The sequence below is a fragment of the Pararobbsia silviterrae genome, from assembly GCF_003628125.1.
Taxonomy (GTDB): Bacteria; Pseudomonadota; Gammaproteobacteria; order Burkholderiales; family Burkholderiaceae; genus Pararobbsia; species Pararobbsia silviterrae.
In genome coordinates this window covers 156,977-183,643 of record NZ_RBZU01000009.1, presented here as the reverse complement: position 1 = coordinate 183,643, position 26,667 = coordinate 156,977, and the positions used below count along the sequence as shown (strand labels likewise).

Sequence of the window (26,667 nt, the reverse complement as noted above, 5' to 3'; positions counted from 1 at the left end):
TCAAACGACGCGGCGTCGAGGCTTCGACGCCGCGTCCAAATAAATCAGACGCCCAAACAAAAAGGCGGCAGCAGCCGCCTTCGCTGGCGTCCGCGCCGCGACATCAGACGCGGAACGACTCACCGCAACCGCACTCGTCCTTGACGTTCGGGTTGTTGAACTTGAAGCCTTCGTTGAGCCCTTCGCGCGCGAAGTCGAGCTCCGTGCCGTCGATATAGGCGAGGCTCTTCGGATCGACGATGACCTTGACGCCGAAGCTCTCGAATACCTCGTCGTGCGGCTCGAGTTCGTCGACGTATTCGAGCTTGTACGCGAGCCCCGAACACCCCGTCGTGCGCACGCCGAGCCTCAGACCGACGCCCTTGCCGCGCCGGTCGAGGAACTTCTGCACATGCTTCGCCGCTTTTTCAGTCAATGTGATCGACATAATCCAACCCGATACCTGTTGCGATGCGTCCGTCCAATTAAGCCGCGTCGGCCTTGGCTTCCGTCTGATGACGTTGCTTGTAATCGGCCACCGCCGCCTTGATCGCGTCTTCGGCCAGAATCGAACAGTGAATCTTGACCGGCGGCAAGGCGAGCTCTTCGGCGATTTGCGTGTTCTTGATCGAGAGCGCTTCGTCGAGCGTCTTGCCCTTGACCCACTCGGTCACGAGCGAACTCGAGGCGATCGCCGAGCCGCAGCCGTATGTCTTGAACTTGGCGTCTTCGATGACGCCGTCCGCGCCGACGCGAATCTGCAGCTTCATGACGTCGCCGCAGGCGGGCGCGCCGACCATGCCCGTGCCGACCGCGTCGTCATCCTTCGCGAAAGCACCGACATTGCGCGGGTTTTCGTAGTGGTCGAGAACCTTTTCGCTGTATGCCATTTCGATACTCCTGAATTGTGGGGGATTTCGTTTTAATTGGATCGCGTGGCGCGCATCGTCAATGCGCGGCCCATTGGATCGAATTGAGATCGACCCCGTCCTTGTACATTTCCCAGAGCGGCGACAAATCGCGCAGCTTCTGGATCTTGCTCTTCATCAGATTGATCACGTACTCGACATCCTCCTCGGTCGTGAAACGGCCGACCGTGAAGCGAATCGAGCTGTGCGCGAGTTCGTCGTTGCGGCCCAGCGCGCGCAACACGTACGACGGTTCGAGCGATGCCGACGTACACGCCGAACCCGACGAAACCGCGACATCCTTGACCGCCATGATCAGCGACTCGCCTTCGACGAAGTTGAAGCTGATATTGAGGTTGTGCGGCACACGATGCTCCATGTCGCCGTTCACATACGTTTCCTCGATCTCGCTGAGACCCGCGAGCAAGCGATCGCGCAGCATGCGCACACGCTCGTTCTCGGTCGCCATCTCTTCACGCGCGATCCGGAACGCCTCGCCCATGCCGACGATCTGGTGCGTCGCGAGCGTGCCCGAACGCATGCCGCGCTCGTGACCGCCGCCGTGCATCTGCGCCTCGATACGCACGCGAGGCTTGCGGCGCACGTACAGCGCGCCGATGCCCTTCGGGCCATAGGTCTTGTGCGCCGAGAACGACATCAGATCGACTTTGAGCGTTTCGAGGTCGATGACGACCTTGCCCGTCGCCTGCGCCGCGTCGACGTGGAACACGATGCCCTTCGCGCGCGTGATCTCGCCGATCTTCGCGATGTCCTGAACGACGCCGATCTCGTTGTTGACGTACATGATCGACACGAGAATCGTATCCGGGCGGATCGCCGCTTCGAATGCCGCGAGGTCGATCAAGCCGTTGTCGAGCACGTCGAGATACGTGACTTCGAAGCCTTCGCGTTCGAGTTCGCGCGTCGTATCGAGCACGGCCTTGTGCTCGGTCTTCACGGTGATGATGTGCTTGCCCTTGCCCTTATAGAAGTGCGCGGCGCCCTTGATCGCGAGGTTGTTCGACTCGGTCGCGCCCGACGTCCAGATGATTTCGCGCGGATCCGCATGCACGAGCGCCGCAACTTGTTCGCGCGCTTCCTCGACCGCACGCTCCGCGTCCCAGCCGTAGCTGTGGCTGCGCGACGCGGGATTGCCGAACTGCTCGCGCAGATACGGGATCATCTTGTCGACGACACGCGGATCGACCGGGGTCGTCGCGCTGTAGTCCATGTAAATGGGCAAATGGGGAAGAGCCTTGTTCATCAATTACTCCGAATCTGCGTTCGATCTGTCGTCGAATGTGTGGGGAGGTGTCGCACGTTGAGGACCGCGCCGCGCGGGCTCAGGACCGCGCCATGTTGAACACCGAATTGGGTCCGAGCGGCACGGCATGGGGCGTCGCCGTCACGGTCTCGCTCGCGCCGGCGCCGGCCGTCGTGCGACGGTCGCGCAGCACGGACGCCTGTCCTTCGCGCTGCCGCTGCTGATCGACGAGATCCTTGAGCGACACCGAGTCGAGGTACTCGACCATCTTCTGGTTGAGCGTCGACCACAATTCGTGGGTCATGCAGTGCCCGTGCAGGTCCTTGGTCCCATCGCACGTGCCCTTGCCGCCGCACTGCGTCGCGTCGATCGGTTCATCGACGGCGATGATGATGTCGGCAACCGTCACTTCCTCGGCGCGGCGCGCCAGGTTGTATCCGCCGCCGGGACCGCGCACGCTTTCGACGATCTCGTGTCGGCGCAGCTTGCCGAACAACTGTTCGAGATACGAGAGCGAAATCCGCTGACGCTGGCTAATACCCGCGAGCGTCACAGGACCATGCTCCTGGCGAAGCGCGAGATCGATCATCGCAGTGACGGCAAAACGGCCTTTCGTGGTGAGTCTCATGATAGTGGTCGACCCGTATTCTCGACAATTTCCCTCAAGTATAAATACCCTAGGCTTTTAGTCAACCTTAACGGCGGTAAGGTCTACTTGATCGCGCCATTTCTGACGTGGCAGATATGAGCCTGATGGCATTTCCCGACTGATATTGTCCACTTTTAGGTAGACGCCTGCAGGACATGTGTCGGGGCGTGCGCCGGGCCTCAAGCCGGACCGGTTCGTGTCCGGCCGCTGCGCGGGACTGACCGTTCAGCGGTAATGCCGGCGCCAGGCGGGACTGACCGCTGGACGGTGCTTACGGCGCCAGGCGGCAATGCCCGCCGCGGCGGGCGTCTGCGCACAAAACCCACGGTGCGTTCAGGCGCGCGATCGTGTGCCGGCGGGATCGGCGTTCACTCACGCGTGCGCAACGCGTCGAGCAAACCGGCGCATGCGGTCTCGCAGTCGTCGAGCACGCGCTCGAAACCCTCCGCGCCGCCGAAGTACGGATCGGCGATCTCGCTGCCCGACTCGCCGGGCGCGAAATCCATCAGCAACTGCACCTTGCCTTGCAGCGCGACCGGGCACTGCCGCCGCAATTCGCGAAGATTCGCGGCATCCATGGCCAGAATGTGGTCGAAGCGCTCGAAATCCGACGCGGCGACCTGACGCGCACGCAACGGTTCGAGATCGTAGCCGCGGCGCGCGCCATACGCCCGTGCGCGCGAATCAGGCGCCTCGCCGATGTGCCAGTCGCCCGTGCCCGCCGAATCGACGACGATCCGGTCCTGAAGGCCGGCCTGTTCGACCAGATGGAGCATGACGGCCTCGGCGGTCGGCGAACGGCAGATGTTTCCAAGGCAGACAAACAATACGCTTTGCATGGACGTCTAGAACGTGGGATCGGGAGTCTCGAGTCGGGCACGGATGTCCCGTCCCGAAGGCGCGATATTCTACGATGTTTGCGCAATGAAGATGGCCCGCGTAGGCCGCGGATCACGGCTCGATCCGGTGCAATCGATTCACGGGGTCATGTGCGGAAAAATGCCGTTACATCATTGCCGCGCTTTACTGCGCCTTTCGGAGTCCAATACCGATATGCAACCTGCGCACGCACGCTGCCGCAGCCCCGCCGAAGCGCGCCTGAAACCCGGCTCGCCGACGCCCTGCCTGGCGGCACGTGCCTTTTCATCATGAAGATCCCGACCGTGCGGCCGCCACGTCTTGCGGCATCTCTTGCGTTGATCGGCGCAATGCTGCTGGCGCTCGGCGGCTGCGTCGCCTACCCCTATGGTCCCTATGCGGCCGGCCCGGCCTATCCGTACAGCCCTTACGCCTATCCGTACGGCTATGGCTATCCGTATGGCTATGGGTATGGTTACGGCGGCTACGCCTTATATGGGACGGCCTATTACGGCGGACCCTGGTGGTGGTTCGGCGGCGGCGGCCGATGCTGTTATCCGGGCTGGCACGGCGGCTACTACGGCCATTGGGGCGGTCATTCAGGCGGCGGCAGCCACTGGAGCGGCGGCGGATCGGGCGGCGGAGGTCACGGCGGCGGTAGTCACTGACTGCGCGTGTTCGCGCAGACGCCGCTCTCGTCGACAGACCGTTGCGACGCATCCACCATCACACCGCATGCTGAGCCGCGCCGCATGCTCAGACACGCATGCGCGCGGCAACCGACCCGGCGCTCATTCGGCGCGTCGCAAACCAAGCGCGGCGCGGCTTCGGTCAATGACGTCGATCATCTGGCGCGAGACCGCGTGCGAGATCACGGGACTTTGCGTGCGCCCCTGCCTGAGCAACTCACAGAAGTGCGCAACCTCGTAGTTCAGGCCGCCGCCCTCAAACGGCACGTCGAGCTCGACAGTCCGCCCATCCTTGTACGTCACGGTCGCCGTACGCGGATTCCACCAGGGTCCGTCGATCGTCACATGCCCGCCCGGCGCACCGATCAGTGCATCGCCGCGCCCATGGAGATCGAGACCGCAATACCACTGGGCGATCCCGCGCTCGTGCACGCTATTGACGCTCGCGAACACATCGACGCCGCAGCCGAGTCGTCCGAACGCCTGGACATCGCGCGGCGCGCCGAGCCAGTCGATCGCGAGAAACGATTCATAGATGCCGATATCGAGCAGACTCCCGCCGACGCGTTCGAGATCGACATCGGTCATGCCGGGGCCGTAGTTCGACACGCCGCATCCGGCGCGCACGAAGTTCGGTTCGCCGATCGGATCGATTTCGAGATGCGCGCGCAAGGCACGATAAAGCGGATAGAACGGAGGTTTCATCGCCTCCATGAACAGCACGCGTTCGGCCTGCGCGACCGCGAGCATCGTGTCGAGTTCGGCCAGTTCGATCGCGGCCGGCTTTTCGCAGAGCACCGCCTTGCCCCTGCGCATCGCGGCGATGCTGAACGCCGCATGCGACGGATGGGCGGTCGCAATGTAGACCGCGTCGACGTCCGCGTCGAGCAGCGCCTCGAAGTGCTCGCATGCGACCGCCCCGTGTTGCGCCGCAAAGGCCGCCGTCGGTTCGCTGCGGCGAGACCAGACGTGCGTCAAGACGGCGTCGTCCACGAATTTCAGGCCTTGCGCGAATCGTCGCGCGATATTGCCCACGCCTACCGCTGCCCATCGAATCAAGGAATCGCTCCTGTCGCGCCGTTCATCGGCTCAAACGAGCGATGGTCGGCGAACGATTGCAGCGACGTCAAGCGGCGATCGGCGGTAAACAGGGGCAGATCCCGAGCGGATCAAGTCGATCAAGCGAATCAGGCGGGCGATGACACGGCAATCGGCGTAGCCACGCGTGACCGTCGAAGCCCCATGGCAAATGCCCAAGCGAGTCACGTCAATCGCAACGACACGCCGGACGCAACGTCCTGTTCGGTTGGCTCGGTTTGAGCTTCAAGCGGAATTCGCGGCGCACATGCGGGCGAGTCGCATCAGCCCTCACCGCGCGGGAATGCAACTCAGCTCGACAGGCTCAGCTTGCTCATCGAGCGGAATTCATCGCGCGTGCACAGGTGTGTCACTTTGATCCTCGCCATGCGCTGGGCTCGCCGCTCAGCTCGGCAGGCTCAGTTTGACTTTCTGGCGGACTTCATAGAGCGCAGCCAACGCGATCAGACGCGCACGTTCTTCGTCAGCTTCCTGCTCCGACACGCCGCCACACGCGCACCCGCCCATCAGAATCCCGAGACAGAACGCATAGTTGCCCGCAAACGCCGCCGGCGACACGTCGGCCCCCTGAATTTTAGACAGTGCCTCATCGAGCACTCGCCTCACCCGCACATCCATCTGTTGTACCTTTCGTCGACTACGCGTCCGAGACGGGACGCCCAAGCCATTTCTTCGCCTTCGACACGGCCCGGTCCGCGTGAAGGCTCGTCGAACGAGGTTGAAACCGGGCGGCGTATTCTACGCAGTTTTGTTCAAAATCAAAGGGCTGAACTGCTGAGCGTGCGTTCTAAGGCAACACCGTGCCCGAAGCGGCTCATTTCAAGCGTGATCGGCCGCCCTCCGCCGTCGCCTGTCGTCAAACGGTCGTTTCAGGCCTGGCGCAAGCGTTGCGGCCTGCTTTCCTGCCTCGTATCGCCTGCCGCCCGTTGCCCATCGCCTGTCGCCTGTCGCCTGTCGCCTGTCGCCCATCACCCATCGCCCATCGCCCATCGCCCATCGCCCGTTGCCCGTTGCCCGTTGCCCCGGAGCCCGGAGCGCACTGCGCGGCGCCGAGTATCGACGACCCACCACCATTATTCTCGTTCCAAGAATAATCATTTGACCCAGGGCGCTATTCATTCTCGATTCCCACGTGCCTAGACTGCAGTCAGACGATCCCCACCGGATCGACCATGAGGAATCCGCCATGAAGCTCTACCACCACCCGCTGTCCGGCCATTCGCACCGTGCGCACCTGTTCTTGTCCCTGCTCGGCATCGACCATGAACTCATCGAAGTGAACCTCGCCGCGCGCGAGCACAAGTCGCCCGAGTTTCTGAAGATGAATCCGTTCGGACAGATTCCCGTGCTCGTCGACGGCGCGACGACGATCGCGGACTCGACGGCGATCCTGGTCTACCTCGCGAAGAAGTCCGGCCGCGCCGACTGGCTGCCCGACACGCCCGAAGGCGCGGCGCGCGTCCAACGATGGTTGTCGGTCGCATCGGGCGAGATCGCGTTCGGGCCGGCGGCGGCGCGCATGATCGCGTTGTTCGGCGACCCGCGCAATCCGGTCGAGGTCAAGGCGCGCTCGGAACATGTGCTGAGCCTCGTCGATACCGAACTCGCGCACCGTATGTGGCTCGTCGGCGACCACCCGACGATTGCCGACGTCGCGCTCTTCAGCTATATCGCCCGCGCCAACGAAGGCCATCTCGATCTCTCGCGGTACGCGAACGTCGCGGCATGGATCGGCCGCGTCGAAACATTACCGGGCTACGTCGAGTTCGTGAAGACCGGCGCGCCGGCCGTTCACGCCGCGTAGGCGTACCCCGCTCACGCCGCGTAGGCCTGCCCGATCGCGTTCGCACCATGTGCCCAGGAGTACTCGATGAACACGGCGACCGAATCCCGTCCCGCATCCCCCTGGCATGCGGGCGAGCTTGAACTTCAACGACACGCGGGCGTCGTCGAACGCATGGACGCGGTCGGACGCCGCAGCGTACGCGATCAGATGCCCGATCAGCATCGCGAATTCTTCGCACAGTTGCCGTTTGTCGTCGCGGGGTCGGTGGCCCCGGACGGCACGGCTTGGGCGACGCTGATCGCTGGCCGGCCCGGCTTTCTCCACACGCCGACGCCGCGCGCCCTCGAAGCCGCGGCGATGCCCGCGCTCGACGATCCCGCTCGCGCGGGATGGACGGCGGACGCATCGATCGCGCTGCTCGGGATCGAACTCCATACGCGCAGACGCAACCGCCTGAACGGCGTGCTCGAACAGATCGATGCAGGCGGATTCCGCGTCGGCGTACGCGAAAGCTTCGGCAATTGCCCGCAGTACATTCAACTGCGCGACCTTCGCTATGTACGCGATCCGGGCACGCCCGCCGCGGACGCGATCGTCGAGACCGATCGTTTGACCGGACGCGCCGAGGAGATCGTCCGGCACGCCGACACGTTCTTCGTCGCGTCGTATGTCGATCTCGCGAACAGCGAGCGCAAGGTCGATGTGTCGCACCGCGGCGGCAAACCCGGATTCGTGCGCATCGGAGACGACGGCGTGCTGACGGTGCCGGATTTCGCGGGCAATCAGTTTTTCTCGACGCTCGGCAACTTCCGCGCGAACCCGCGTGCGGGACTCGTGTTCGCCGACTTCGAGACCGGCGATCTCGTCCAACTCACAGGCACGCCCGAGGTCGTTCTCGACTCGCCCGAGATCGCGGCATTTCAAGGCGCCGAGCGCCTATGGCGTTTTGCGCCCGAACGTGTGGTCTACCGTCGCGCGGCGCTGCCGTTTCGATTGGCGTCGCGTCGTGACGGGGCGTCGCCGAATGCATCGATGACCGGCGACTGGGCATCGGTCGAGGCGCGGCTGCGCGCCGCGGCGAAGGCGGATGCGTGGCGGCCGTTTCGCGTCGCGCGCATCGTCGACGAAAGCACGGTGATCCGGTCGCTCCATCTCGAGCCGCTCGACGGCGCGGGCTTGGCCGTTCACGCGGCCGGCCAGCATCTGCCGATCCGCGTGATGATGCCGGGCGCGACGCGACGCGCGATTCGCACGTACACCTTGTCGACCGCGCCATCGGATGGCACGTATCGGATCAGCGTCAAACGCGAAGGTGTCGTCTCGCGTTTTCTGCACGAAGCCGTGCGCATCGGCGACACGATCGACGCGCGCGCACCCGCGGGTACGTTCACCATCGACGCGTTCGAGAAGCGTCCGGCCGTGTTGCTTGCGGCCGGCGTCGGCATCACGCCGATGATCGCGATGCTGCGCCACGTCGTGTACGAAGGCCTGCGCAAGCGCCGGATTCGGCCCACGTGGTTGTTCCAGTCCGCGCACAGCCTATCGGAGCGTGCGTTCAGCGAGGAAATCGCCGAACTGGTGACGCGTGCGCAAGGGCAGGTGCAAGTCGTCCGCTTGCTCTCGGATCCCGAAGACGCCGAAGCGGATCTCGATTACGACATCGAAGGACGCCTCGACATCACGGCATTGCAAGCGACGCTGCCCTTCGACGATTTCGACTTCTATCTGTGTGGACCGGGCGGGTTCATGCAGTCGGTCTACGACGGACTCCGTGCGCTCAATATCTCGGACGCGCGGCTTCACGCCGAAGCCTTCGGGCCATCGGGCCTCGTGCGCGACGATGACCGGGCGGCAAACGCCAAGGCCGCGCGTTCGGCCGTTCGTGCGCGCATCGAGCGGCCGGCGAACGAAACCGCGAATACGTCGGGGCACGGAGCGGGCCGTGAAACGGTGCATGAAACGGGGGATGAAGCGGGTCACGAAGCGGACCATGAGGCGGACCATGAAGCAGGTCGGGAAGCCACGCTCGAAGCGGGCCATGGATTGCCGCATGAAACCGGCCATGAAGCAGTTCATGAAGCAGTTCATGAAGCAACTCGTGAAGCAACTCATGCAGCGGCGCCTCGACCCGCGACCCAAGCCGTGACGGTATCGTTCGCGAAAACGAAGCACGACGCACAATGGGCGCCCGCCTCGGGCACGTTGCTCGATCTAGCCGAAACAAGCGGCCTCGCGCCCGAATTCGGTTGCCGCAGCGGAACGTGCGGCACCTGCCGCACGCGCATCGTCAAGGGCGCGGTCGCCTATCCGATACGGCCCACGTATGCCGTCGACGACGGGGAAGCCTTGATCTGCTGCGCCGTGCCCGCGCAACAGGACGGCGACACAGACGACGGCGACACGCGCGACGCGCTGGTCCTGGATCTTTGAAGCGGGGAAGCGTCGGAAGCCGGCACTGCGCGGCGCGCATGCGGCGTTTTGAATGGTGCCCGAGACCGGAATCGAACCGGTACGACCGCGAAGTCGAGGGATTTTCTTACCACTTCGACTTTCGCCGCCGGCACATGGATGCCGTTCGTGGTCTGGAGCACGCCTTCACCCTAGCCTTGCGGCCTTAGGTGCCCGCCGTCTGCTCTCTACACCTTCCATCCGATTCGAAAACCGGAAGGCTTGGCTCGGCGTTGGCTCGGACATCCGTCCAGGGCGTTCACCGAATTTGACGGGCTTCACCTGCCGGGTTTCCCCCGCAGGGCTCAATTGAATTCAAGTCCCTTGTGTCTACCTATTTCACCACTCGGGCGGAGCGGACCCGGATTCTAACATCGTCGACGACTCGCGCTAACATGCAATCCGCATCACCCCCACCCATCAAGACTCCGCCCCTCGCGAGAACCATCGCCATGCGTCTTGCACAGATCAGCGACCTGCATATCAAGCCCGTCGGCGAACTCGCCTACGACTCGATCGACACCGCCGACTTTCTCGCGCGCGCCGTCGACGGCCTCAACGCGCTCGGCGACCAGATCGACGCCGTCATCGCCACCGGCGACCTCGTCGATGCAGGCCGCCCCGATGAATACGCGCACCTGCGCACGCATCTCGATCGACTCGCGAAACCCTGCTATCTGATGGTCGGCAATCACGACGCGCGCGCGCCGCTGCGCGACGCTTTCCACGACCACCTCTATCTGCGCGACGGCGGCGCGTTCGTCCAGTACGCGTTCGACGTCGGCCCGCTTCACGTGATCGCACTCGATTCGCTCAACGACGGCGAAAGCAGCGGCACGCTCTGCGCCGCGCGTCTCGACTGGCTACGCACACATCTCGAACACTGCCGCGAGCGCCCCGTCGTCATCGCGCTGCATCATCCGCCGTTCGAGACGGGCATCGCCGAAATGGATTCGATCTGCCTCGCGGCCGACGACGCGCGTGCCTTCGCGCAGATCGTGCACGCTCATCCGAATATCGAACGCGTCATTGCCGGGCATGTCCATCGCGCGATCGTACGGCGCTTCGGCGGCACGATCGCCTCGACGTGTCCATCGACCGCGCATCAGGTCGCGCTCGATTTCCGCGCGCACGTCCCGCTCGGCCACATCATGGAACCGCCCGGCTTCGCGATCCACGACTGGCAACCGGACCGCGGCCTCGTCACGCACTATGCGCCGCTCGGACAATACGGCAAGGCGACGCCGTACTAGCGTCGCCTTGCCGGTCGCCGTGCATGCTTCGCGCGTCAGGTCGGACCGTTCACCGTCTTCGATTCACGGTCCTAACGTCATGCCCGCCCCTCACGGCTCGCGACTCATGCGGCGTTCGCCGCGCGACGCCACGTTCGGTCCGCCCATCACGACGCGCGATTCACGACAAACGACTCACGACTCACGCCCCGCCAGCAAATCGGCCATATCGTCCGCATGCTCTTCCTCGACGGCCAGAATCTCTTCGAAGATCCGTCGCGTCGTGATGTCGTTCTCGCCAAGGTACGTGACAATCGCACGATAACTGTCGATCGCGATCCGCTCGGCGATCAGGTTCTCGCGAATCATCTCGGTCAATGTCGTGCCCTCCGTGTATTCGGAGTGACTGCGCGACGCCAGGCGATCGGGCGCAAAATCCGGCGCGCCGCCGAGCTGCACGATGCGTTCGGCGAGCCGGTCCGCATGCTCCTGCTCCTGCGTCGCGTGCTCGGCGAACTCGGCCGCGACCGCTTCGGACTGAATGCCCTTGGCCATGAAGTAATGCCGCTTGTATCGCAACGCGCAGACGACTTCGGTCGCCAGCGCATCGTTGAGCAACCGGATCACCGTCTCGCGATCCGCGCGATAGCCTTCGGTCACGGCGCCTTCCTCGATATCGTGACGCGCGTGCTCGCGGATCTTCGCCACATCCATCACGAACGCGTGATGCGACGCGCGTGCGCCGTCCTTGTCGTGTTTGTCGTCCCGGCCGGCGGCACGCCGCGTGTGTTGTGTCGTATCAGACATCTGCGCCTCCCTGAGTCCCATCAAGTTCGAAACACGCCAAGCAGCAACGTCACGACGAACACGACAAGGAAAATGTAGAAAAGAATCTTCGCGATTTCCGCGGCGCCGGCCGCAATGCCCGTAAAGCCGAACAACGCCGCAATGATCGCGATCACAAAAAACACAATGGCATAGTGAAGCATGGCGACCTCCTTATTGTTGTGCCGACGCGCGCGCGACGGCTAGTCGACGACCTTCTTCGCAATCACGAAACCCAGCACGAGAAAGACGACGAACAGAACCACGAACACAAAGAACAGGAACTTCGCGATCGCGGCCGCCCCCGCCGCGATACCCGTGAATCCGAGCAAGCCCGCGACAACCGCGACGACGGCAAAGAAAAAAGCCCACTTGAGCATGGCGCGTGCCCTCCTTCGGTTTGAACTCGGTTTGAACTCGACATGCCCCGCATCGACGCGATCGCAGCGCACCCGCGTGCCGCGTCCTCGCCTACGACCACTACGAAGACGGCACCGCGCGACACGCCGCGCCACGGCAATCGAGGCTCGGCAACGTCATAGCGAGAAGAGCATCGAGCGTGCCCGCTCCCGCGCGGCGCACGACGCTCGCTCGCGTCGCACGTTCGGCTAGCCCGCATGCGCGCCCGCCGGAGCGCGGCGATCCTAGTGGACGCCCTCCTCGCCACACGGCGCGCGGCGGTGTATCGTGCGCCAAAAATTCCAGAGGGCGTCGCGCCCCGTTCCGCCCATGTCGATCCCCACGCCGTCCGACGCCACGCACAACGCTGCCCCTGAGGCCGCCCCTGATGCCGCCGCCCCCGACGCCATCTCGCGCGCCGCCTCGCCATCGCTTACGCCGGGCTCGCCCCGCGATCCCTATCCGCGCCTGACCGCCCCGCTCGATCTCGGCTTCACGACGCTGCGCAACCGCGTCGTCATGGGATCGATGCATACGGGACTCGAAGACCGCTTCTGGCACTACCCCGAACTCGCCGCCTATTTCCGCGAACGCGCGCGAGGCGGCGTCGGGCTCATCGTGACGGGCGGCATCTCGCCGAATCGCGAGGGTTGGCTGCTGCCGTTCGGCGGCACGCTGAATTCGGTCTTCGATCTGCGCAACCATCGGCTCGTGACCGACGCCGTCCACGAGGAAGGCGGCAAGATCGTCATGCAGATTCTTCATGCGGGACGGTACGGTTACCAACCCTTCGTCGTCTCGGCCTCCGCGATCCGCTCGCCGATCTCGAAGTTCAAGCCGCGCGCGCTCGACGCACGCGGCATCGAACGCACGATCGACGCGTTCGCGCGCTGTGCGCGACTCGCGCAACGCGCCGGTTATGACGGGGTCGAGCTCATGGGCAGCGAAGGCTATCTGCTCAACCAGTTTCTGAGTCCGCGCACGAACAAGCGAACCGACGACTGGGGCGGCGGCATCGAGGGCCGCATGCGTCTGCCCATCGAAATCGTTCGGCGCGTGCGCGCCGCGGTCGGCGAGCGCTTCATCGTCATGTATCGGCTCTCGCTCGTCGATCTCGTCGACGACGGCATGACATGGGACGAGACGGTCGCCGTCGCGCAAGCGCTCGAGCGCGCGGGCATCACGCTGCTCAACACGGGCATCGGATGGCATGAGGCGCGTGTGCCGACGATCGTGACGTCGGTGCCGCGCGCCGCGTTCGCCACCTTTACGCATCGTCTGCGCGCATCGCTCAAGGTGCCCGTCGTCGCCTCGAACCGCATCAACACGCCCGACGTCGCCGAGGCGCTGCTCGCCGACGGCAGCGCGGACCTCGTCTCGATGGCGCGTCCGCTGCTCGCCGACCCCGATTTCGTCAACAAGGCCGCGGACGGCCGCGCCGACGAGATCAACACGTGCATCGCATGCAATCAGGCCTGTCTCGATCACACGTTCCAGAACCTCCGCGCGACCTGTCTCGTGAATCCGCGCGCGGCCCGCGAGACCTCGCTCGTCTATGTGCGCACCGCGCACCCCAAACACGTCGTCGTGATCGGCGCCGGACCCGCGGGCTTGTCCGCGGCGACGGTCGCGGCCGAGCGCGGCCATCGCGTGACGGTCTACGACGCCGCTGACCGAATCGGCGGGCAATTCAATCTCGCGATGCGCATCCCCGGCAAGGAAGAGTTCGCCGAGACGCTCCGCTATTTCCGCGCACGCCTCGCGACGCTCGGTGTCGAGGTGCGTCTCGGCACGCGCATCGATCCCGACGCGCTCGCGACGCTCGATGCCGATCACGTCGTCGTCGCGACGGGCATCGTGCCGCGCGCGGCGGGCATCGCGGGCGGCGACGGGCCCAACGTCGTCTCGTATGTCGACGTGCTGCACGGGGCGCCCGTCGGCCAGCGCGTGGCGATCGTCGGCGCGGGCGGCATCGGCTTCGACGTCGCCGAATTCCTGCTGCATCGCGCGGACCTACCACTGCCCGTTCCCGTCGCGACGTGGTTCGACGAATGGGGCGTCGATCCGCTCGTGCGCGAACGCGGCGGGCTCAAGCCCGCGATCCCCGCCGATCCGCCTCGGCAGATCTGGCTGCTCCAGCGCAAGACGGGCAAGCTCGGCGCCGGTCTCGGCAAGACCTCGGGCTGGGTCCATCGCGCCACGCTCGTGCGCAACGGCGTCAAAATGCTCGCGGGCGTCACCTACCGTTCGATCGATTCGACAGGACTGCATCTCGAACGCGCGGGCCGCGCCGAGCACCTCGAAGTCGACACCATTGTCATCTGCGCGGGGCAGGAGTCCCTGCGCACGCTCTATCCGGCCGATTCCACCGATACGTCCCGCGCGAACGCACTCGAACGCGGCGGCACGACGTTCCATCTGATCGGCGGCGCGCGCCTCGCGGGCGAGCTCGACGCGAAGCGCGCGATCCGCGAAGGCGCGGAGTGCGCCAACCGGCTCTGACGTCACTTGGCGCCGCTTAGCGACACTCGGCGCCACCTGAGGCCGCTTGAGGCCGCGCGAGTCCGCTTGAGGCCGCTCGACGCGCCCGGCTTGCCGTGACCGCACGCGGCGTGTATCGTGTGCACCTCGACGCAGGGGTCCTGCAACGATTGTCGTTGCGGGTGAGAAATACCCTTTGAACCTGATCTGGATAATGCCAGCGCAGGGAGCGTGGTGACGAACGCCCTCCCTTCGCCGCCAACCCTCCTTCTCCGTTGACACGCCCGGATCTCCTGCGTAGTCCCCCTCAGGAGATGCGATGAACGCCAACCCCAAATTCATTTCCGCCGACGCGCACGTCGATGCCGCGGCGATCCAACCGCTGCCGAACTCGCGCAAGATCTACGTGACGGGCTCGCGCGCCGACGTCCGCGTGCCGATGCGCGAAATCACGCAGTCCGACACGCCGACCGGCTTCGGCGGCGAGCGGAATCCGCCGATCCACGTCTATGACACATCGGGCCCCTACACGGACCCCGACGTCAAGATCGACATCCGCTCGGGTCTGCCCGAACTGCGCGCACGCTGGATCGAGGAGCGCGGCGACACGGAATCGCTCGCCCATCTGTCGAGCGCATTCGGCCGCGAGCGCGCCGCCGATCCCGCCACCGCGGACCTGCGTTTCCCGACGCTGCATCGTCATCCGCGCCGCGCGAAAAAGGGGCGCAACGTCTCGCAGATGCACTACGCGCGCCAGGGCATCATCACGCCCGAAATGGAATACGTCGCGATCCGCGAAAACCAGCGTCGCGCCGAATATGTCGAGACGCTGCGCGCCTCGGGTCCGCAAGGCGCGAAGCTCGCCGAACTCATGAATCGCCAGCATCCGGGCCAGAACTTCGGCGCCGCGATCCCGCGCGAGATCACGCCCGAATTCGTGCGCGACGAAATCGCGCGCGGCCGCGCGATCCTGCCGAACAACATCAATCACCCCGAAAGCGAGCCGATGATCATCGGCCGCAATTTCCTCGTGAAGATCAACGCGAATATCGGCAACTCGGCCGTCACGTCGTCGATCGGCGAAGAAGTCGACAAGATGACCTGGGCGATCCGCTGGGGCGGCGACACGGTCATGGATCTCTCGACGGGCAAGAACATCCACGAGACGCGCGAGTGGATCATCCGCAACAGTCCCGTGCCGATCGGCACGGTGCCGATCTATCAGGCCCTCGAAAAGGTCAACGGCAAAGCCGAGGACCTCACGTGGGAGATCTTCCGCGACACGCTGATCGAACAGGCCGAGCAAGGCGTCGACTACTTCACGATCCACGCGGGCGTGCTGTTGCGCTATGTGCCGATGACCGCGAATCGCATGACGGGCATCGTGTCGCGCGGCGGCTCGATCATGGCCAAGTGGTGTCTCGCGCATCATCGCGAAAGCTTCCTCTACGAGCACTTCGAGGACATCTGCGAGATCATGAAGGCTTACGACGTGGCGTTCTCGCTCGGCGACGGCTTGCGTCCGGGCTCGATCTACGACGCGAACGACGAAGCTCAGCTCTCCGAACTCAAGACGCTCGGCGAACTCACGCAGATCGCCTGGAAGCATGACGTTCAGGTCATGATCGAAGGCCCCGGCCACGTGCCGATGCAGTTGATCAAGGAAAACATGGACCTCCAACTCGAGTACTGCGACGAAGCGCCGTTCTATACGCTCGGACCGCTGACGACGGATATCGCACCGGGCTACGATCACATCACGTCGGGGATCGGCGCGGCCATGATCGGCTGGTACGGCACGGCGATGCTCTGCTACGTGACGCCGAAAGAGCACCTGGGCCTGCCCGACAAGGACGACGTCAAGGAAGGCATCATCACGTACAAGCTCGCGGCGCACGCGGCCGATCTCGCGAAGGGCCATCCGGGCGCGCAAGTCCGCGACAACGCGTTGTCGAAGGCGCGTTTCGAGTTCCGTTGGGAAGACCAGTTCAATCTCGGCCTCGACCCCGACAAGGCGCGCGAATTCCACGACGAAACCCTGCCGAAGGACTCGGCGAAGGTCGCGCATTTCTGCTCGATGTGCGGTCCGCATTTCTGCTCGATGAAGATCACGCAGGACGTGCGCGAATACGCCGCGAAAACGGGTGTCAGCGACACGGAGGCCTTGCACAAGGGGATGGAAGTCAAGGCCGTCGAGTTCGTCCGCGCGGGCGCCGAAATCTATCAGAAGCAGTAAGACGGCATCGAAGGTCGGCGTCGTCCTCGAAGCGACGTCGACCGGCCTCAGTCAGCGTCTCACGCGGCCGCGAGCCTCGCCGCATGCTCCACGCCCCCACAGCGCGCGCATGACGCGCCCATGCGCGAAGCCGCGCGTAAAACGCGCACGCCTCGCGCTTGGGGTGTTCGGTTCACGACGAATAGATCGGATTCGTGCGCGCTGAAATCTGCTGAAACATGCGTGACGCCTTTTGCAATCCACGAGGGCACGAATTTTCATATCCTTGAGGCATCGCGTGCGACATCTCGGTCGCCGCCCGGGAGAATGGAAATGAAGACCGGTTTGATCAGCGTGGCCGCGGCCGCGCTCGTGCTTTCGGGGTGCTACTACCCGGGGCCTTACGTGTATTACCCGACCGTGCCCGCGCAGAGCGCGGGCGTCGAAACGATTCCGCCGAACTCGCCCGATTATCCGCAACAGGGATCGGCACAGACTGCGCAGCCCCCGGCGTCCGCGTCGCAAGCGCAAGCCGTGCCCCCCGGGTATAACGGCGGTGCCGCCTATTACGCCTATCCCGCGTATCCGGCTTACCCGACCTATCCGGCCTACTATGGCTACCCCGCGTATCCGGGCTACCCCGTCTACGGCGGACCGGCCATCGGCCTGGGCTTCTCGTTCGGCGGACACTGGCGTTGATGCCGCGTCGATCGCTTCAGGCAGCGCAGTACGAACCGGGTCGATAGATCCGCGCAATACGCAGGCTCGAGACACGAGCCGGCTACACAGCCAGACACACAGCCAGACACACGCCCCGGATACGCCGGCCCGACACGCCGGCCTCGCCCTGACATTCGAGTGGGGCGTCCATGGAAACAGGGCGTCGCCCCGCGCGATGCCACCCGCTGCCGCCCTCGTCGGCACACCCAAAACGCCTGACCACGCGCCGCGTCGTCGGGCGTTTTTTCCTTCTCGACCTGCCGCGTGCCCCCCTTCGCGGATAACCGCGCGTAAGTGCCGATTGCGCATGCATGTCCCCCTTACTAGCCTTTTTTAAGTGTCTGGCGCCTCGCGGCCCGACGCATCGCAGCACCTGGGTCTCAGCTTGTTTCTCATAGCCACAATAAACAGGAGACGAGATGTTCCAGCAACTACTGACACCGATCGGCAGCGCCCTGCTGCCGTCGTTCATCGTCGCGGCGATTCCGATCGTCGTGGTGCTCGCGATGCTCGGCTGGCTGCGCCGGCCCGCATGGCAGGCCTCGCTCGGCGGCCTCGTGGCCGGTATCGTGATCGCCATCGCCTGTTGGCAATTCCCGGTCAATCTCGCGTTTGCCGCCGTCGCGAACGGCATCGTGTTCGCGCTCTGGCCCGTCATGTGGATCGTGTTCTCGGCGATCCTGCTCTACAACGTCGCGCAACGCTCGGGGCGCTTCGACGCGTTCCGGCGCTGGATGATCGACAACATTCCCAACGATCGCCGCGTCGTGCTCGTCGTCATCGGCTTCTCGTTCGGCGCCCTGCTCGAAGGCATTTCCGGCTTCGGCACACCGATCGCGATCACAAGCTCGCTGTTGATCCTGCTCGGTTTTCCCGCGCTCGAGGCCCTGACCTTCACGCTGATCTTCAACACGGCGCCCGTCGCCTTCGGCGCGCTCGGCGTGCCGATCACCGTACTCGGCGCGGTCACACATCTGCCGCCGATCGCGCTGAGCCAGATGGTCGGACGGCAGTTGCCGCTCTTCGCGTTCGTGCTGCCGTTCTACGTGATCGCCGTCTATGCCGGCTGGCGCGCGATGCTGCGCATCTGGCCCGTGTTGCTCGTGGCGGGCGGCAGCTTCGCGGTCACCCAATTCGTCGTCTCGAACTACATCAACTACAGCCTGACCGACGTGCTGTCGTCGCTCGTCTCGCTGATCGTCACGATTGCCTTCCTGCGCGTCTGGAAGCCCGCGAACGAGCCGCGCTTCGCGCTCGCGATCGACCGCGCGGCCATGGCCGCGCACGAGGCCACACATGACGCCGCGGCGCCCGGCCGCGCGAACGTCAGCGGCGCGCAAGGCTGGCTGCCTTGGATCATCGTCTCGGTCGTCGTGATCGTCTGGACGGTCGCGCAGATCTTCGCGATCGGCGACGTGAAGATCCCCTGGCCGGGCCTGCACAACGCCGTGTTCATTACGCTGTATAAAAAACCCTATCCCGCGATCTGGGACTTCCAGCCGCTCGCGACGGGCACCGCGATCCTCGTCGCCGCGATCCTGACCGCCGCGATCGTTCGCTTGCCCGCGCGCGAGTTCTTCACGGCGATTCGCGAGACATGGGTCCAGACGCGCATGGCGATCCTGACGGTCGCGATGATCGTCGGTCTTGCCTATCTGATGAATTACTCGGGCATGACCTACACGCTCGGACTCGGCGCGGCATCGGTCGGCGCGTTCTTTCCGCTCGTGTCGGCGTTTCTCGGCTGGGTCGCCGTGTTCCTGTCGGGCAGCGACACGTCGGGCAATGCGCTATTCGGCAACCTGCAGGTCGTCGCCGCGCATCAGCTCAATCTCGATCCCGTGCTGATGGCGGCCACCAATTCGTCGGGCGGCGTCATGGGCAAGATGATTTCGCCGCAGAACATCTCGACGGGCGTCGCGACCACCGAACTCAAGGGCCGCGAGGGCGACGTATTCGCAAAAACGTTCAAGCACAGCCTCGTGCTGACGATCGTGCTCGGCATCCTCGTCTGGTTCCAGCAGAACGTGCTGACGTGGATGATTCCGCCGTATTGATGCGGTATTGAGCGCCATGCTGACCGCCGTGCTCGGTGCCGCATCGGCTCGCCGCGTCGGTCAGTCATATCGCCCGAACCCCGTGCCCGGCCCGCTACGGGCCTGCATCGCCTGGAGACCCGGCGGCCCGCGGGCGTCAAACCTCGCGGGTCGCCGACCGTTCGATTCCGGGAACAAACGCGCGAATCGGCCTCAAATCGCGCCGTGCGGCATCCGTCATCGCCCTTAGAATGCATGGTAACGGCTCCGCGCATGATGCACGCAAGCGCGGCGACAGCCCCTTCGCGGGGAAGGCGAACCTCGGCGCATGCGGCCGGGCAAGCCGACGAATCGAACTGCTATGCCCCTGTTTAACGGCACGACCCCACGCGGACTTAAGCGGGATTTTCCCCGGGTATCGGTGACGCATCACGCCCTGATAGATTCTCCCCGTCATCAAGGAGGCGGAGATCGGATGGACGATGTGACGGGCTTGCGCGCCTCGCGCCGACACCAGGCGCTGGCAGCCGCGGTCACGCTCGCCCTCGTCGCGACTGTCGTCTGCGTGGTGCCGATCGCGTCCGTCTCCGGGCCGGTCATCGCGGCTTTCCTGCCGCTGTTCGCCATGGCCGTGCTGCTGACCGACGGCATCACGGCCTATCTGCTCGGTTCCCAGTTTGTCATCTCGCGCGAGCCTTTCCTGGCTTCGCTCAGCGGCGCCTACGCGTTCACGGCGATCACCGTGACGCTCCAATTGCTGATGTTTCCAGGCGTGTTCTCGGCGCAAGGTCTGCTCGGCGCGTCCGCGCAAAGCGCGGTCTGGATGTGGGTCTTCTGGCACGGCGGCTTTCCTTTCTTGCTGCTTTCCTCGGCCTGCGTGCGCCGCCAGACGCGCATCGATCCGATCCAGCCGAACCGGCTGCGCCTCGTCGGCCTGCTCTGCATCGGCATCCCCTTGCTGCTCGCCGCGGGCGGCGCTTGGCTCGCCGCCCATTGCGACCAGCTGCTGCCCCCGCTGATCGCGGCCGGCGGCTCGTATCGCACGCTGAGCACCGGTCCCATCGGCCCCGCGATTATTGCAATCAACCTGGTTACAGTGATCGCGATCTGCGTGTCGGGACGCTTCCAGACCACGCTCGACGTCTGGCTCGCGGTCGCCGCGCTCGCCAATCTCGTCGACGCGAGCCTCACGCTGCTCGGATCCGCGCGGTATTCGATCGGCTGGTACGCCGCGCGCGCGGCCTCGGTCGTGGCGTCGACCACCGTGCTCAGCGTCCTGCTCTGGGAGATCAACCGGCTGTATCGCGGGCTCCAGCGCGCGCATGCGCGGCTTCAGGAGTTCTCGATCCGCGACGGTCTGACCGGCGTCTACAACCGGCGCTTTTTCGACGAACGCTATGCGCGCGAAATCGAGCGCGCGAAGCGCACGGGTCGGCCCTTGTCGGTGCTCATGGTCGATGTCGATTACTTCAAGCTGTTCAACGATACGCATGGACATCAGCGCGGCGACGAATGTCTGATCGCGGTCGCGACGGCGATCTCGCGTCAGGCCGCGCGGCCCGGCGACTTCGTCGCGCGATATGGCGGCGAGGAGTTCGTGCTCGTGCTGCCCGATACGGATCGCGCGGGCGCCGCAACCGTCTCGGAGCGTGTGCGCGACGCGGTCTCCGCCCTGCGCATCCCGACGCCGACGCCTTCGGGTATCGTCACGCTGAGTGTCGGCGCGTCGACGATCGAGCGGCCGCCTCCCGCGACGGACGCGCTGTTGCGCGCCGCGGATACCGCGCTCTATATGGCTAAAAACAGTGGCCGCAACCGCGTCTGCTTCTCGGACGTCGCAGTCCCCGCATCATGAGTACTCCATTGACCTGTTGTACCGGCCGCGACCCCGCGCGGTCCGAATCGAGGACGTTTCGATGAGTCGCGCCTCTGCTGCCGCCGCCCCGCCGCGCCGCGCGATCCCCACGCTCGAGGTGCTGTTGTCGATGATGGAACGCGACGGCAACAGCTGGTTCGCGAACTACCGGGGCATCGAGATCCGCAGCGCGTTCCAGCCCGTGCTCAGCGTCTCGCATGCGAAGGTCATCGGCTTCGAGGCGCTCATGCGCGCCCGCACGCCCAAGGGCGAAGCGCTGCCGCCGCCGCTCGTGTTCTCGCTCGCACGCCGCCACGATGAAGCCGTGCTGCTCGATCGCCTGTCGCGCGCGGTGCACGTCGCGAACTTCGCCGATCAAGGCGGCGAGATCGGCTGGCTGTTTCTCAACGTGCTGCCGCAGATCCTCGAAGCGAGCTGGGAAGACGCTGTCTTCGCCGAACATCTGATCCAGCGCTTCAATCTGCCCGCCGAGCGCATCGTGCTCGAAGTGCTCGAACAGCCGGCCACCGACGAGCGCACGCTGGCGCGCACCGTCGATGCGTTTCATAGCAAGAACTTCCTGATCGCGATCGACGACTTCGGCAGCGGCTTCTCGAACTTCGACCGGATCTGGTCGACGCGGCCCGACATCGTCAAACTCGACCGCACGCTCGTCGGACGGCTCACGCAGCGCAACAGCGATCACGAACTCATGCGGCATCTCGTCTCGATGCTGCATCAGGCGGGCACGATGGTGCTCGCCGAAGGCGTCGAGGCCGATGGCGAATTGATGGCCCTCATGGAGGCCGACGTCGATTTCGTCCAGGGGTACTGGCTCGCCCGTCCGCACTTTTCGCTGACGCGCGCACAGGCATCGGCGCTCGAACGCGCCCCGCTGCTCTGGCCGATGTTCGCATCGCACAGCGCACGCGTGCCGCATTTGCCCGCGATCCGCTTCGAATCGTTCGAGTCGACGATGACGGCCGCCGCGCTTTGCTACTCGCGCGACGGCGATCTCGCGCGCGCGGCCGCGATCGTGTTCGAAGTCGCGGGCGCGCGCAGCGTGTTCACGGTCGACGAACACGGCGTCCAGACGCAGGACACCGTGTCGGCCCCGCTCGAGGCCGGACCGCGCGAACGCCGCGACGCGGCCAAGCGGCGTCTCGCGCCGCTGCTCGAAGGCTCGCCCGGCAACTGGTCGCGACGCGCGTATTTCAAGCGCGCGATCGCGGCGCCGGGACGCGTGGCGGTCATGGGTCCGTATTTCTCGCTGACCGAGGGCAAGGGCTGTCATACTGCGGCGATCTCCGTGCAGGTCGAAGGCCGAACGATGGTCTTCTGCGCGGACTTCGTACCCAATGATGACGGCGTCGAAATGGATGCCGTCGATTCCGACTAGGACTTGCCCGTCATGTCGAGGACCGCTTTCACGCTTGCGCCCGACGACATCGAAATCACCGCGGTTCGCGCGCAAGGCGCGGGCGGCCAGAACGTCAACAAGGTGTCGAGCGCCGTGCATCTGCGCTTCGATATTCGTGCGTCGTCGCTGCCCGACGTGCTCAAGGAACGCCTGCTCGCGCTCGCCGATCATCGGATCACGCGCGAGGGCGTGATCGTGATCAAGGCGCAAACCCAACGGACCCAGGAACGCAACCGCGAAGAGGCCATCGCGCGACTGCGCGAGCTCGTCGAACGCGTGAGCTTCACACCGGCATCGCGGCGCGCGACGCGGCCGACCTTCGCGTCAAAGGTCCGGCGTCTCGACGGCAAAACACGACGCGGCGAGATCAAGGCCAATCGCGGTCGCGTGCTCGACTGAGGTTCGACTGAGGCTCGATCCGGACTCGACCGGGCCTCGACGGCACGCTCGACGACGACGCCGTTGTCACTCGATCGAGTCGCCGCTCCCGCGCGGCGCATTCGCACACACGGTTCGCCGGCGCGCACATATCGATCCGCCAAGTCCGAATCCCGCGGGCCCGGCAGACACGCTAGACTGCTGGCGTCCATGGCAAGTCGGCGCGCGAAGCCGTCCGTTCCTCGATGCGATATTCGACCGAGATCAGAAAGTTTCTCTATAGCCAGTATTTCTACGGCGGCCTGCGCATCGCGTTCGGCGTTTCCTTTCCCGTGATTCTCTGCGTGCTCGTGCTGCACGATACCGACCTCGGCTTCACGATATCGGCCGGTGCGCTCGCGGCATGCGCGGTCGATATGCCGGGTCCGATCAAATACAAGCACAACGAGATGCTGTCGTGCGCGGTGCTCGGCTTTGCGTCGGCACTCGTCACGGGGCTCGTGACGCCCTGGCCCGTGGCGCTGTTCGTGACGGTCGTCGCGCTGTCGTTCACGTTGTCGCTGACGGTCGTCTATGGATTCCGCTGGCCGCAGATCGGCTTTGCGACGCTGTTCATGATGATTCTCACGATGGATGAACGCTTCACCGTCGTCGAGGCATTCGAGAACGCCGGCTGGATCCTCGCGGGCGGCCTTTGGTACACCTACTGGAGCACGGCGCTCAGCACGCTGCTGCGCGACCGCATCGAACAGCAGGCCATCGCCGACAACCTGTTCGCGCTCGCCGAATACGTCCGTGCGCGCGCCGCGTTCTACGACCCTCAACGCGATCTCGACGAGTGCTACCGGAATCTCGTGCTGCGTCAGATCCCGACCGTCGACAAGCAGGACGCCGCGCGCGATATCGCGCTGCGCAATCTGCCGAAGCTCGAAAACGGTCAGCTCGATGCGCGGCGCACGGTGCTGTTCAATCTGTTCATCAATACGGTCGATCTGCACGAGGGCGTGCTCGCCGCGCACACGGACTATCCGCTCGTGCGCTCGACCTTCGGCGACGCCGACCTCATGCTGTTCTTTCGCGACCTGCTCGACAAGCTGGCCGACGATCTCGAACACGTCGGCCTCGCCGTGCTCCGCGATACGCCCGTCGACGAGCGCACGCATACGAAGGCCGAATTCCGCGCGATCGAATACGAGATCGAGCAACTGCGCAAGAAGCACTATCCGGCGCAACATCCCGAGGCCTATTCGGCCGTCGTCGCGTCATACCGGCGCATCTGGAGCGCGGCGCGCGTGCTCGACAAGATGCGCGCGAACACGCATCGGGACATCGCGGTCCAGAAGCCTGAAATGCCCATCGACAAGGCGCTCGACCGCTTTCTCGTCACGCGCCGCGTCCAATGGCGGCTGCTGCTGTCGAACCTCACGATGGCCTCGCCGAGCTTCCGGCATGCGCTGCGCGTCGCGATCGCCGTCGCGCTCGGGTTCTGGCTCGGCAAGATCCTGCCGCTGACCCACAGCTACTGGATCTGCATGACGACGATCATCATTCTGAAGCCCGGCTTCTCGATGACTCGACAGCGCAATGCGCAGCGGATCATCGGCACGGCAATCGGCTGCGCGGCGAGCGTCGCGCTCGTGCTGTCGATCCACAACCGCGATATCGAGCTTGCGATCATGGCCGCGTGCATGGTCATGTCGTATAGCCTGACGATCTTCAACTACACGGCGAGCGTCGCGTTCACGTCGGCGTTCGTGCTGATCCTCTATCACCTGCTCGCGCCCGCGAGCATGCGGCTCATCGGCGAGCGCGCGATCGACACGGCGGTCGGCTGCGCGCTCGCGATCGGATCGAGCTATCTGTTTCCGTACTGGGAATACCGGCTGATGCGGCCCGCGGTCAACGAGGTCATCGCATCGATGCGCCGCTATCTCGATGCAGTCTGGCCGCGCGGCGCCGAGGCCGCCGGCGCAGCGAACGCGGGTGCATCCGCTCCATCTTCGGCATCGTCTTCGTCCGCGTCCGCGTCCGGCCTCGCCGCGGCTCAAGTCGCGCCGGCCGCGCCGCTCATGCAACGCGGCAAGCTCGGCGAACAACTCGGCGCGCGCGCGGGCAGCCGATCGCCGACGCGCGCGGCCGATGCGGTCATCGATGCGGACTTCACGCGGCGTCTCGCACGCAAGAACATGCACGTCGCATTTGCGAATCTCGGCAATGCGTTTCAGCGCATGATGCTCGAACCGAAATCGCAGCAACGCTTCGTCGCCGAACTCAACGATCTGCTCGTGCAAAGTCACACGCTCGGTTCGCAGATGGCCGCGGCGACGCCGCTGTTTGTCGCGCCGCCCGCACCCGAAGCGGACTTGCCCAAACTCGACGCGGCGCTCGGCGACGTGCGCGCGAATCTCGTGCATGCGGAGCAAGGCGATCTATCGGCGCAAACGGGCGATCCGCGCGAACGCTCGCGCGTGCTCGACACCCTCGTCGTCGCGCTCGAAAAAGATCCGTCGACAAGCCCCGAGACGATTCAAGACCTCAAGCTGCTCGTGCATCAGACCAAGCAAATGATCGCGGTCTCCGAGCGGATCCGCAAAGACGCCGCCGCGATCCGCTTACCGGCGTGACGATCTCGCGGCGTCGGATCGGGCCGCATGAGTCGGGGCCGCATGAATCGGGGCCACGTCAGTTCGCGCCCGATGCGGCCGATGCCGCGCTCGCCGACGCCGGTTCGGCCGCGCTCGCCGAGACATCCGCCGCCGCGCGCTGTTCCGATTCGTATTCCTTGCGACCCGAGATCGCCTCATAGAGCAGCATCGCGATCATCAATGCGACGAAAACGAACACGAAAATGCCGATCGATCGAACGGCATCGAGTTTCTTTTTAGGGGCGTTCATGGGCAGTGGAAGACGTTCGTGCGGCGCATCGACGCGCGCGCGGGTTTGTCGCGCATTTTACGCGGCTATTGCTCAAACGACCTGACAGGCAGCGCCGTCGAATACTTGATCTGCTCCATGGCGAAACTCGAACTCACGTCGTGCAGCGAGACGTCGCGAATCAGCCGCTTGTAGATCCGATCGTAGTCGTCGATATCCGCGACGACGATCCGCAACAGATAGTCCGTCTCCCCGCTCATCCGATAGACCTCGACGACTTCGGGAATCGCCGTGACAGCGTCGGTGAACTGTCGCGCCCAGGCCTCGTTGTGCTGATTCGTGCGTATCGACACGAACACCGTCGTGCCGACACCGAGCTTGCGCGCATCGCACAGCGCGACCTGCGAGCGAATCACGCCGCTTTCCTTGAGCCGCTGGACGCGCTTCCAGCACGGCGTCTGAGACAGATTGACCTGCTGGGCCAACTCGGCCACGGGTGTCGTCGCGTCTCGCTGAAGCAATTCGAGCAGTTTGCGGTCAATCTGATCCATGA

24 protein-coding genes and 1 riboswitch are annotated in these 26,667 nt (G+C 64.9%); of the genes, 12 read left to right on the top strand and 12 right to left on the bottom strand.

Annotation, left to right across the window (positions count from 1 at the left end):
• Positions 1-103: 103 nt before the first annotated feature.
• From iscA to D7S86_RS19410, 5 genes are all read right to left on the bottom strand, one after another.
• Positions 104-427: an iron-sulfur cluster assembly protein IscA gene (gene iscA / locus D7S86_RS19430; protein ID WP_121088510.1), complete on the bottom strand. Its 324-nt coding sequence runs from the start codon at positions 425-427 to the stop codon at positions 104-106.
• A gap of 37 nt (positions 428-464) precedes the next feature.
• The gene (gene iscU, locus D7S86_RS19425) at positions 465-869 is read right to left on the bottom strand and encodes a Fe-S cluster assembly scaffold IscU (protein ID WP_121088509.1); all 405 of its coding nucleotides are present in this window, start codon (positions 867-869) and stop codon (positions 465-467) included.
• 58 nt (positions 870-927) lie between these two features.
• Positions 928-2,151 carry an IscS subfamily cysteine desulfurase gene (locus D7S86_RS19420; protein ID WP_121088508.1) on the bottom strand — a complete coding sequence of 408 codons (1,224 nt, stop codon included), beginning with the start codon at positions 2,149-2,151 and terminating at the stop codon, positions 928-930.
• A 79-nt stretch (positions 2,152-2,230) separates the two neighbouring features.
• Positions 2,231-2,779: a Fe-S cluster assembly transcriptional regulator IscR gene (gene iscR, locus D7S86_RS19415; protein ID WP_121088507.1), complete on the bottom strand. Its 549-nt coding sequence runs from the start codon at positions 2,777-2,779 to the stop codon at positions 2,231-2,233.
• A 389-nt stretch (positions 2,780-3,168) separates the two neighbouring features.
• Positions 3,169-3,639 carry a low molecular weight protein-tyrosine-phosphatase gene (locus D7S86_RS19410; protein WP_121088506.1) on the bottom strand — a complete coding sequence of 157 codons (471 nt, stop codon included), beginning with the start codon at positions 3,637-3,639 and terminating at the stop codon, positions 3,169-3,171.
• 309 nt (positions 3,640-3,948) lie between these two features.
• Between D7S86_RS19410 and D7S86_RS19405 the strand changes: the two genes are divergently transcribed.
• Positions 3,949-4,326, top strand: a complete 378-nt coding sequence (locus D7S86_RS19405; RefSeq protein ID WP_121088505.1) for a hypothetical protein — start codon at positions 3,949-3,951, stop codon at positions 4,324-4,326.
• Between the two features lie 123 nt (positions 4,327-4,449).
• On the opposite strand, the gene D7S86_RS19400 is transcribed toward D7S86_RS19405, so the two are convergent.
• A complete protein-coding gene (locus D7S86_RS19400) occupies positions 4,450-5,406 on the bottom strand; it encodes a Gfo/Idh/MocA family protein (RefSeq protein WP_121088504.1) in 957 nt (318 codons plus the stop codon).
• A 423-nt stretch (positions 5,407-5,829) separates the two neighbouring features.
• On the bottom strand, positions 5,830-6,051 hold the full coding sequence (locus tag D7S86_RS29220) for a hypothetical protein (protein WP_147432392.1): 222 nt from the start codon (positions 6,049-6,051) through the stop codon (positions 5,830-5,832).
• Positions 6,052-6,631: 580 nt separating this feature from the next.
• Here D7S86_RS29220 and D7S86_RS19390 point away from each other — a divergent pair.
• From D7S86_RS19390 to D7S86_RS19380, 3 genes are all read left to right on the top strand, one after another.
• Entirely contained in the window at positions 6,632-7,249 is a 618-nt protein-coding gene (locus D7S86_RS19390) for a glutathione S-transferase family protein (RefSeq protein ID WP_121088502.1), read from the top strand.
• Between the two features lie 66 nt (positions 7,250-7,315).
• Complete coding sequence (locus D7S86_RS19385; protein ID WP_240648289.1) at positions 7,316-9,661, top strand: 2Fe-2S iron-sulfur cluster-binding protein; 2,346 nt, start codon at positions 7,316-7,318, stop codon at positions 9,659-9,661.
• Positions 9,662-10,131: 470 nt separating this feature from the next.
• Complete coding sequence (locus D7S86_RS19380; protein ID WP_121088501.1) at positions 10,132-10,932, top strand: phosphodiesterase; 801 nt, start codon at positions 10,132-10,134, stop codon at positions 10,930-10,932.
• Between the two features lie 174 nt (positions 10,933-11,106).
• Here the strand turns inward: D7S86_RS19380 and D7S86_RS19375 are convergent, their stop codons facing one another.
• The 3 genes from D7S86_RS19375 to D7S86_RS19365 form a co-directional block, all read right to left on the bottom strand.
• Entirely contained in the window at positions 11,107-11,625 is a 519-nt protein-coding gene (locus D7S86_RS19375) for a ferritin-like domain-containing protein (RefSeq protein WP_240648299.1), read from the bottom strand.
• Between the two features lie 113 nt (positions 11,626-11,738).
• Positions 11,739-11,900, bottom strand: a complete 162-nt coding sequence (locus D7S86_RS19370; RefSeq protein ID WP_121088499.1) for a DUF1328 domain-containing protein — start codon at positions 11,898-11,900, stop codon at positions 11,739-11,741.
• A gap of 39 nt (positions 11,901-11,939) precedes the next feature.
• Positions 11,940-12,116, bottom strand: coding sequence for a DUF1328 family protein (locus D7S86_RS19365; protein ID WP_121088498.1), 177 nt, complete (start codon positions 12,114-12,116; stop codon positions 11,940-11,942).
• Positions 12,117-12,465: 349 nt separating this feature from the next.
• Between D7S86_RS19365 and D7S86_RS19360 the strand changes: the two genes are divergently transcribed.
• From D7S86_RS19360 to D7S86_RS19325, 8 genes are all read left to right on the top strand, one after another.
• Positions 12,466-14,637: an NADPH-dependent 2,4-dienoyl-CoA reductase gene (locus D7S86_RS19360; protein WP_121088497.1), complete on the top strand. Its 2,172-nt coding sequence runs from the start codon at positions 12,466-12,468 to the stop codon at positions 14,635-14,637.
• 123 nt (positions 14,638-14,760) lie between these two features.
• A riboswitch (TPP riboswitch) is annotated at positions 14,761-14,862 on the top strand.
• A 73-nt stretch (positions 14,863-14,935) separates the two neighbouring features.
• Entirely contained in the window at positions 14,936-16,852 is a 1,917-nt protein-coding gene (thiC, locus tag D7S86_RS19355) for a phosphomethylpyrimidine synthase ThiC (RefSeq protein WP_121088496.1), read from the top strand.
• Positions 16,853-17,164: 312 nt separating this feature from the next.
• Positions 17,165-17,530: a hypothetical protein gene (locus D7S86_RS19350; protein WP_147432391.1), complete on the top strand. Its 366-nt coding sequence runs from the start codon at positions 17,165-17,167 to the stop codon at positions 17,528-17,530.
• Positions 17,531-17,970: 440 nt separating this feature from the next.
• A complete protein-coding gene (locus tag D7S86_RS19345) occupies positions 17,971-19,608 on the top strand; it encodes an L-lactate permease (RefSeq protein WP_121088494.1) in 1,638 nt (545 codons plus the stop codon).
• A gap of 454 nt (positions 19,609-20,062) precedes the next feature.
• Positions 20,063-21,442, top strand: coding sequence for a sensor domain-containing diguanylate cyclase (locus tag D7S86_RS19340; RefSeq protein WP_158602030.1), 1,380 nt, complete (start codon positions 20,063-20,065; stop codon positions 21,440-21,442).
• A 61-nt stretch (positions 21,443-21,503) separates the two neighbouring features.
• Positions 21,504-22,841 carry an EAL domain-containing protein gene (locus tag D7S86_RS19335; protein ID WP_121088492.1) on the top strand — a complete coding sequence of 446 codons (1,338 nt, stop codon included), beginning with the start codon at positions 21,504-21,506 and terminating at the stop codon, positions 22,839-22,841.
• A 12-nt stretch (positions 22,842-22,853) separates the two neighbouring features.
• Complete coding sequence (arfB, locus tag D7S86_RS19330; protein ID WP_121088491.1) at positions 22,854-23,261, top strand: alternative ribosome rescue aminoacyl-tRNA hydrolase ArfB; 408 nt, start codon at positions 22,854-22,856, stop codon at positions 23,259-23,261.
• A gap of 224 nt (positions 23,262-23,485) precedes the next feature.
• Positions 23,486-25,864, top strand: a complete 2,379-nt coding sequence (locus tag D7S86_RS19325; RefSeq protein ID WP_121088490.1) for an FUSC family protein — start codon at positions 23,486-23,488, stop codon at positions 25,862-25,864.
• A gap of 58 nt (positions 25,865-25,922) precedes the next feature.
• Here D7S86_RS19325 and D7S86_RS19320 read toward each other — a convergent pair whose 3' ends face one another.
• Together D7S86_RS19320 and D7S86_RS19315 are read right to left on the bottom strand one after the other, a co-directional pair.
• Positions 25,923-26,135 (bottom strand): hypothetical protein, encoded by a 213-nt coding sequence (locus D7S86_RS19320; RefSeq protein WP_121088489.1) that lies wholly within the window; start codon positions 26,133-26,135, stop codon positions 25,923-25,925.
• 65 nt (positions 26,136-26,200) lie between these two features.
• Entirely contained in the window at positions 26,201-26,665 is a 465-nt protein-coding gene (locus D7S86_RS19315; protein ID WP_121088488.1) for an Lrp/AsnC family transcriptional regulator, read from the bottom strand.
• Positions 26,666-26,667: the final 2 nt, after the last annotated feature.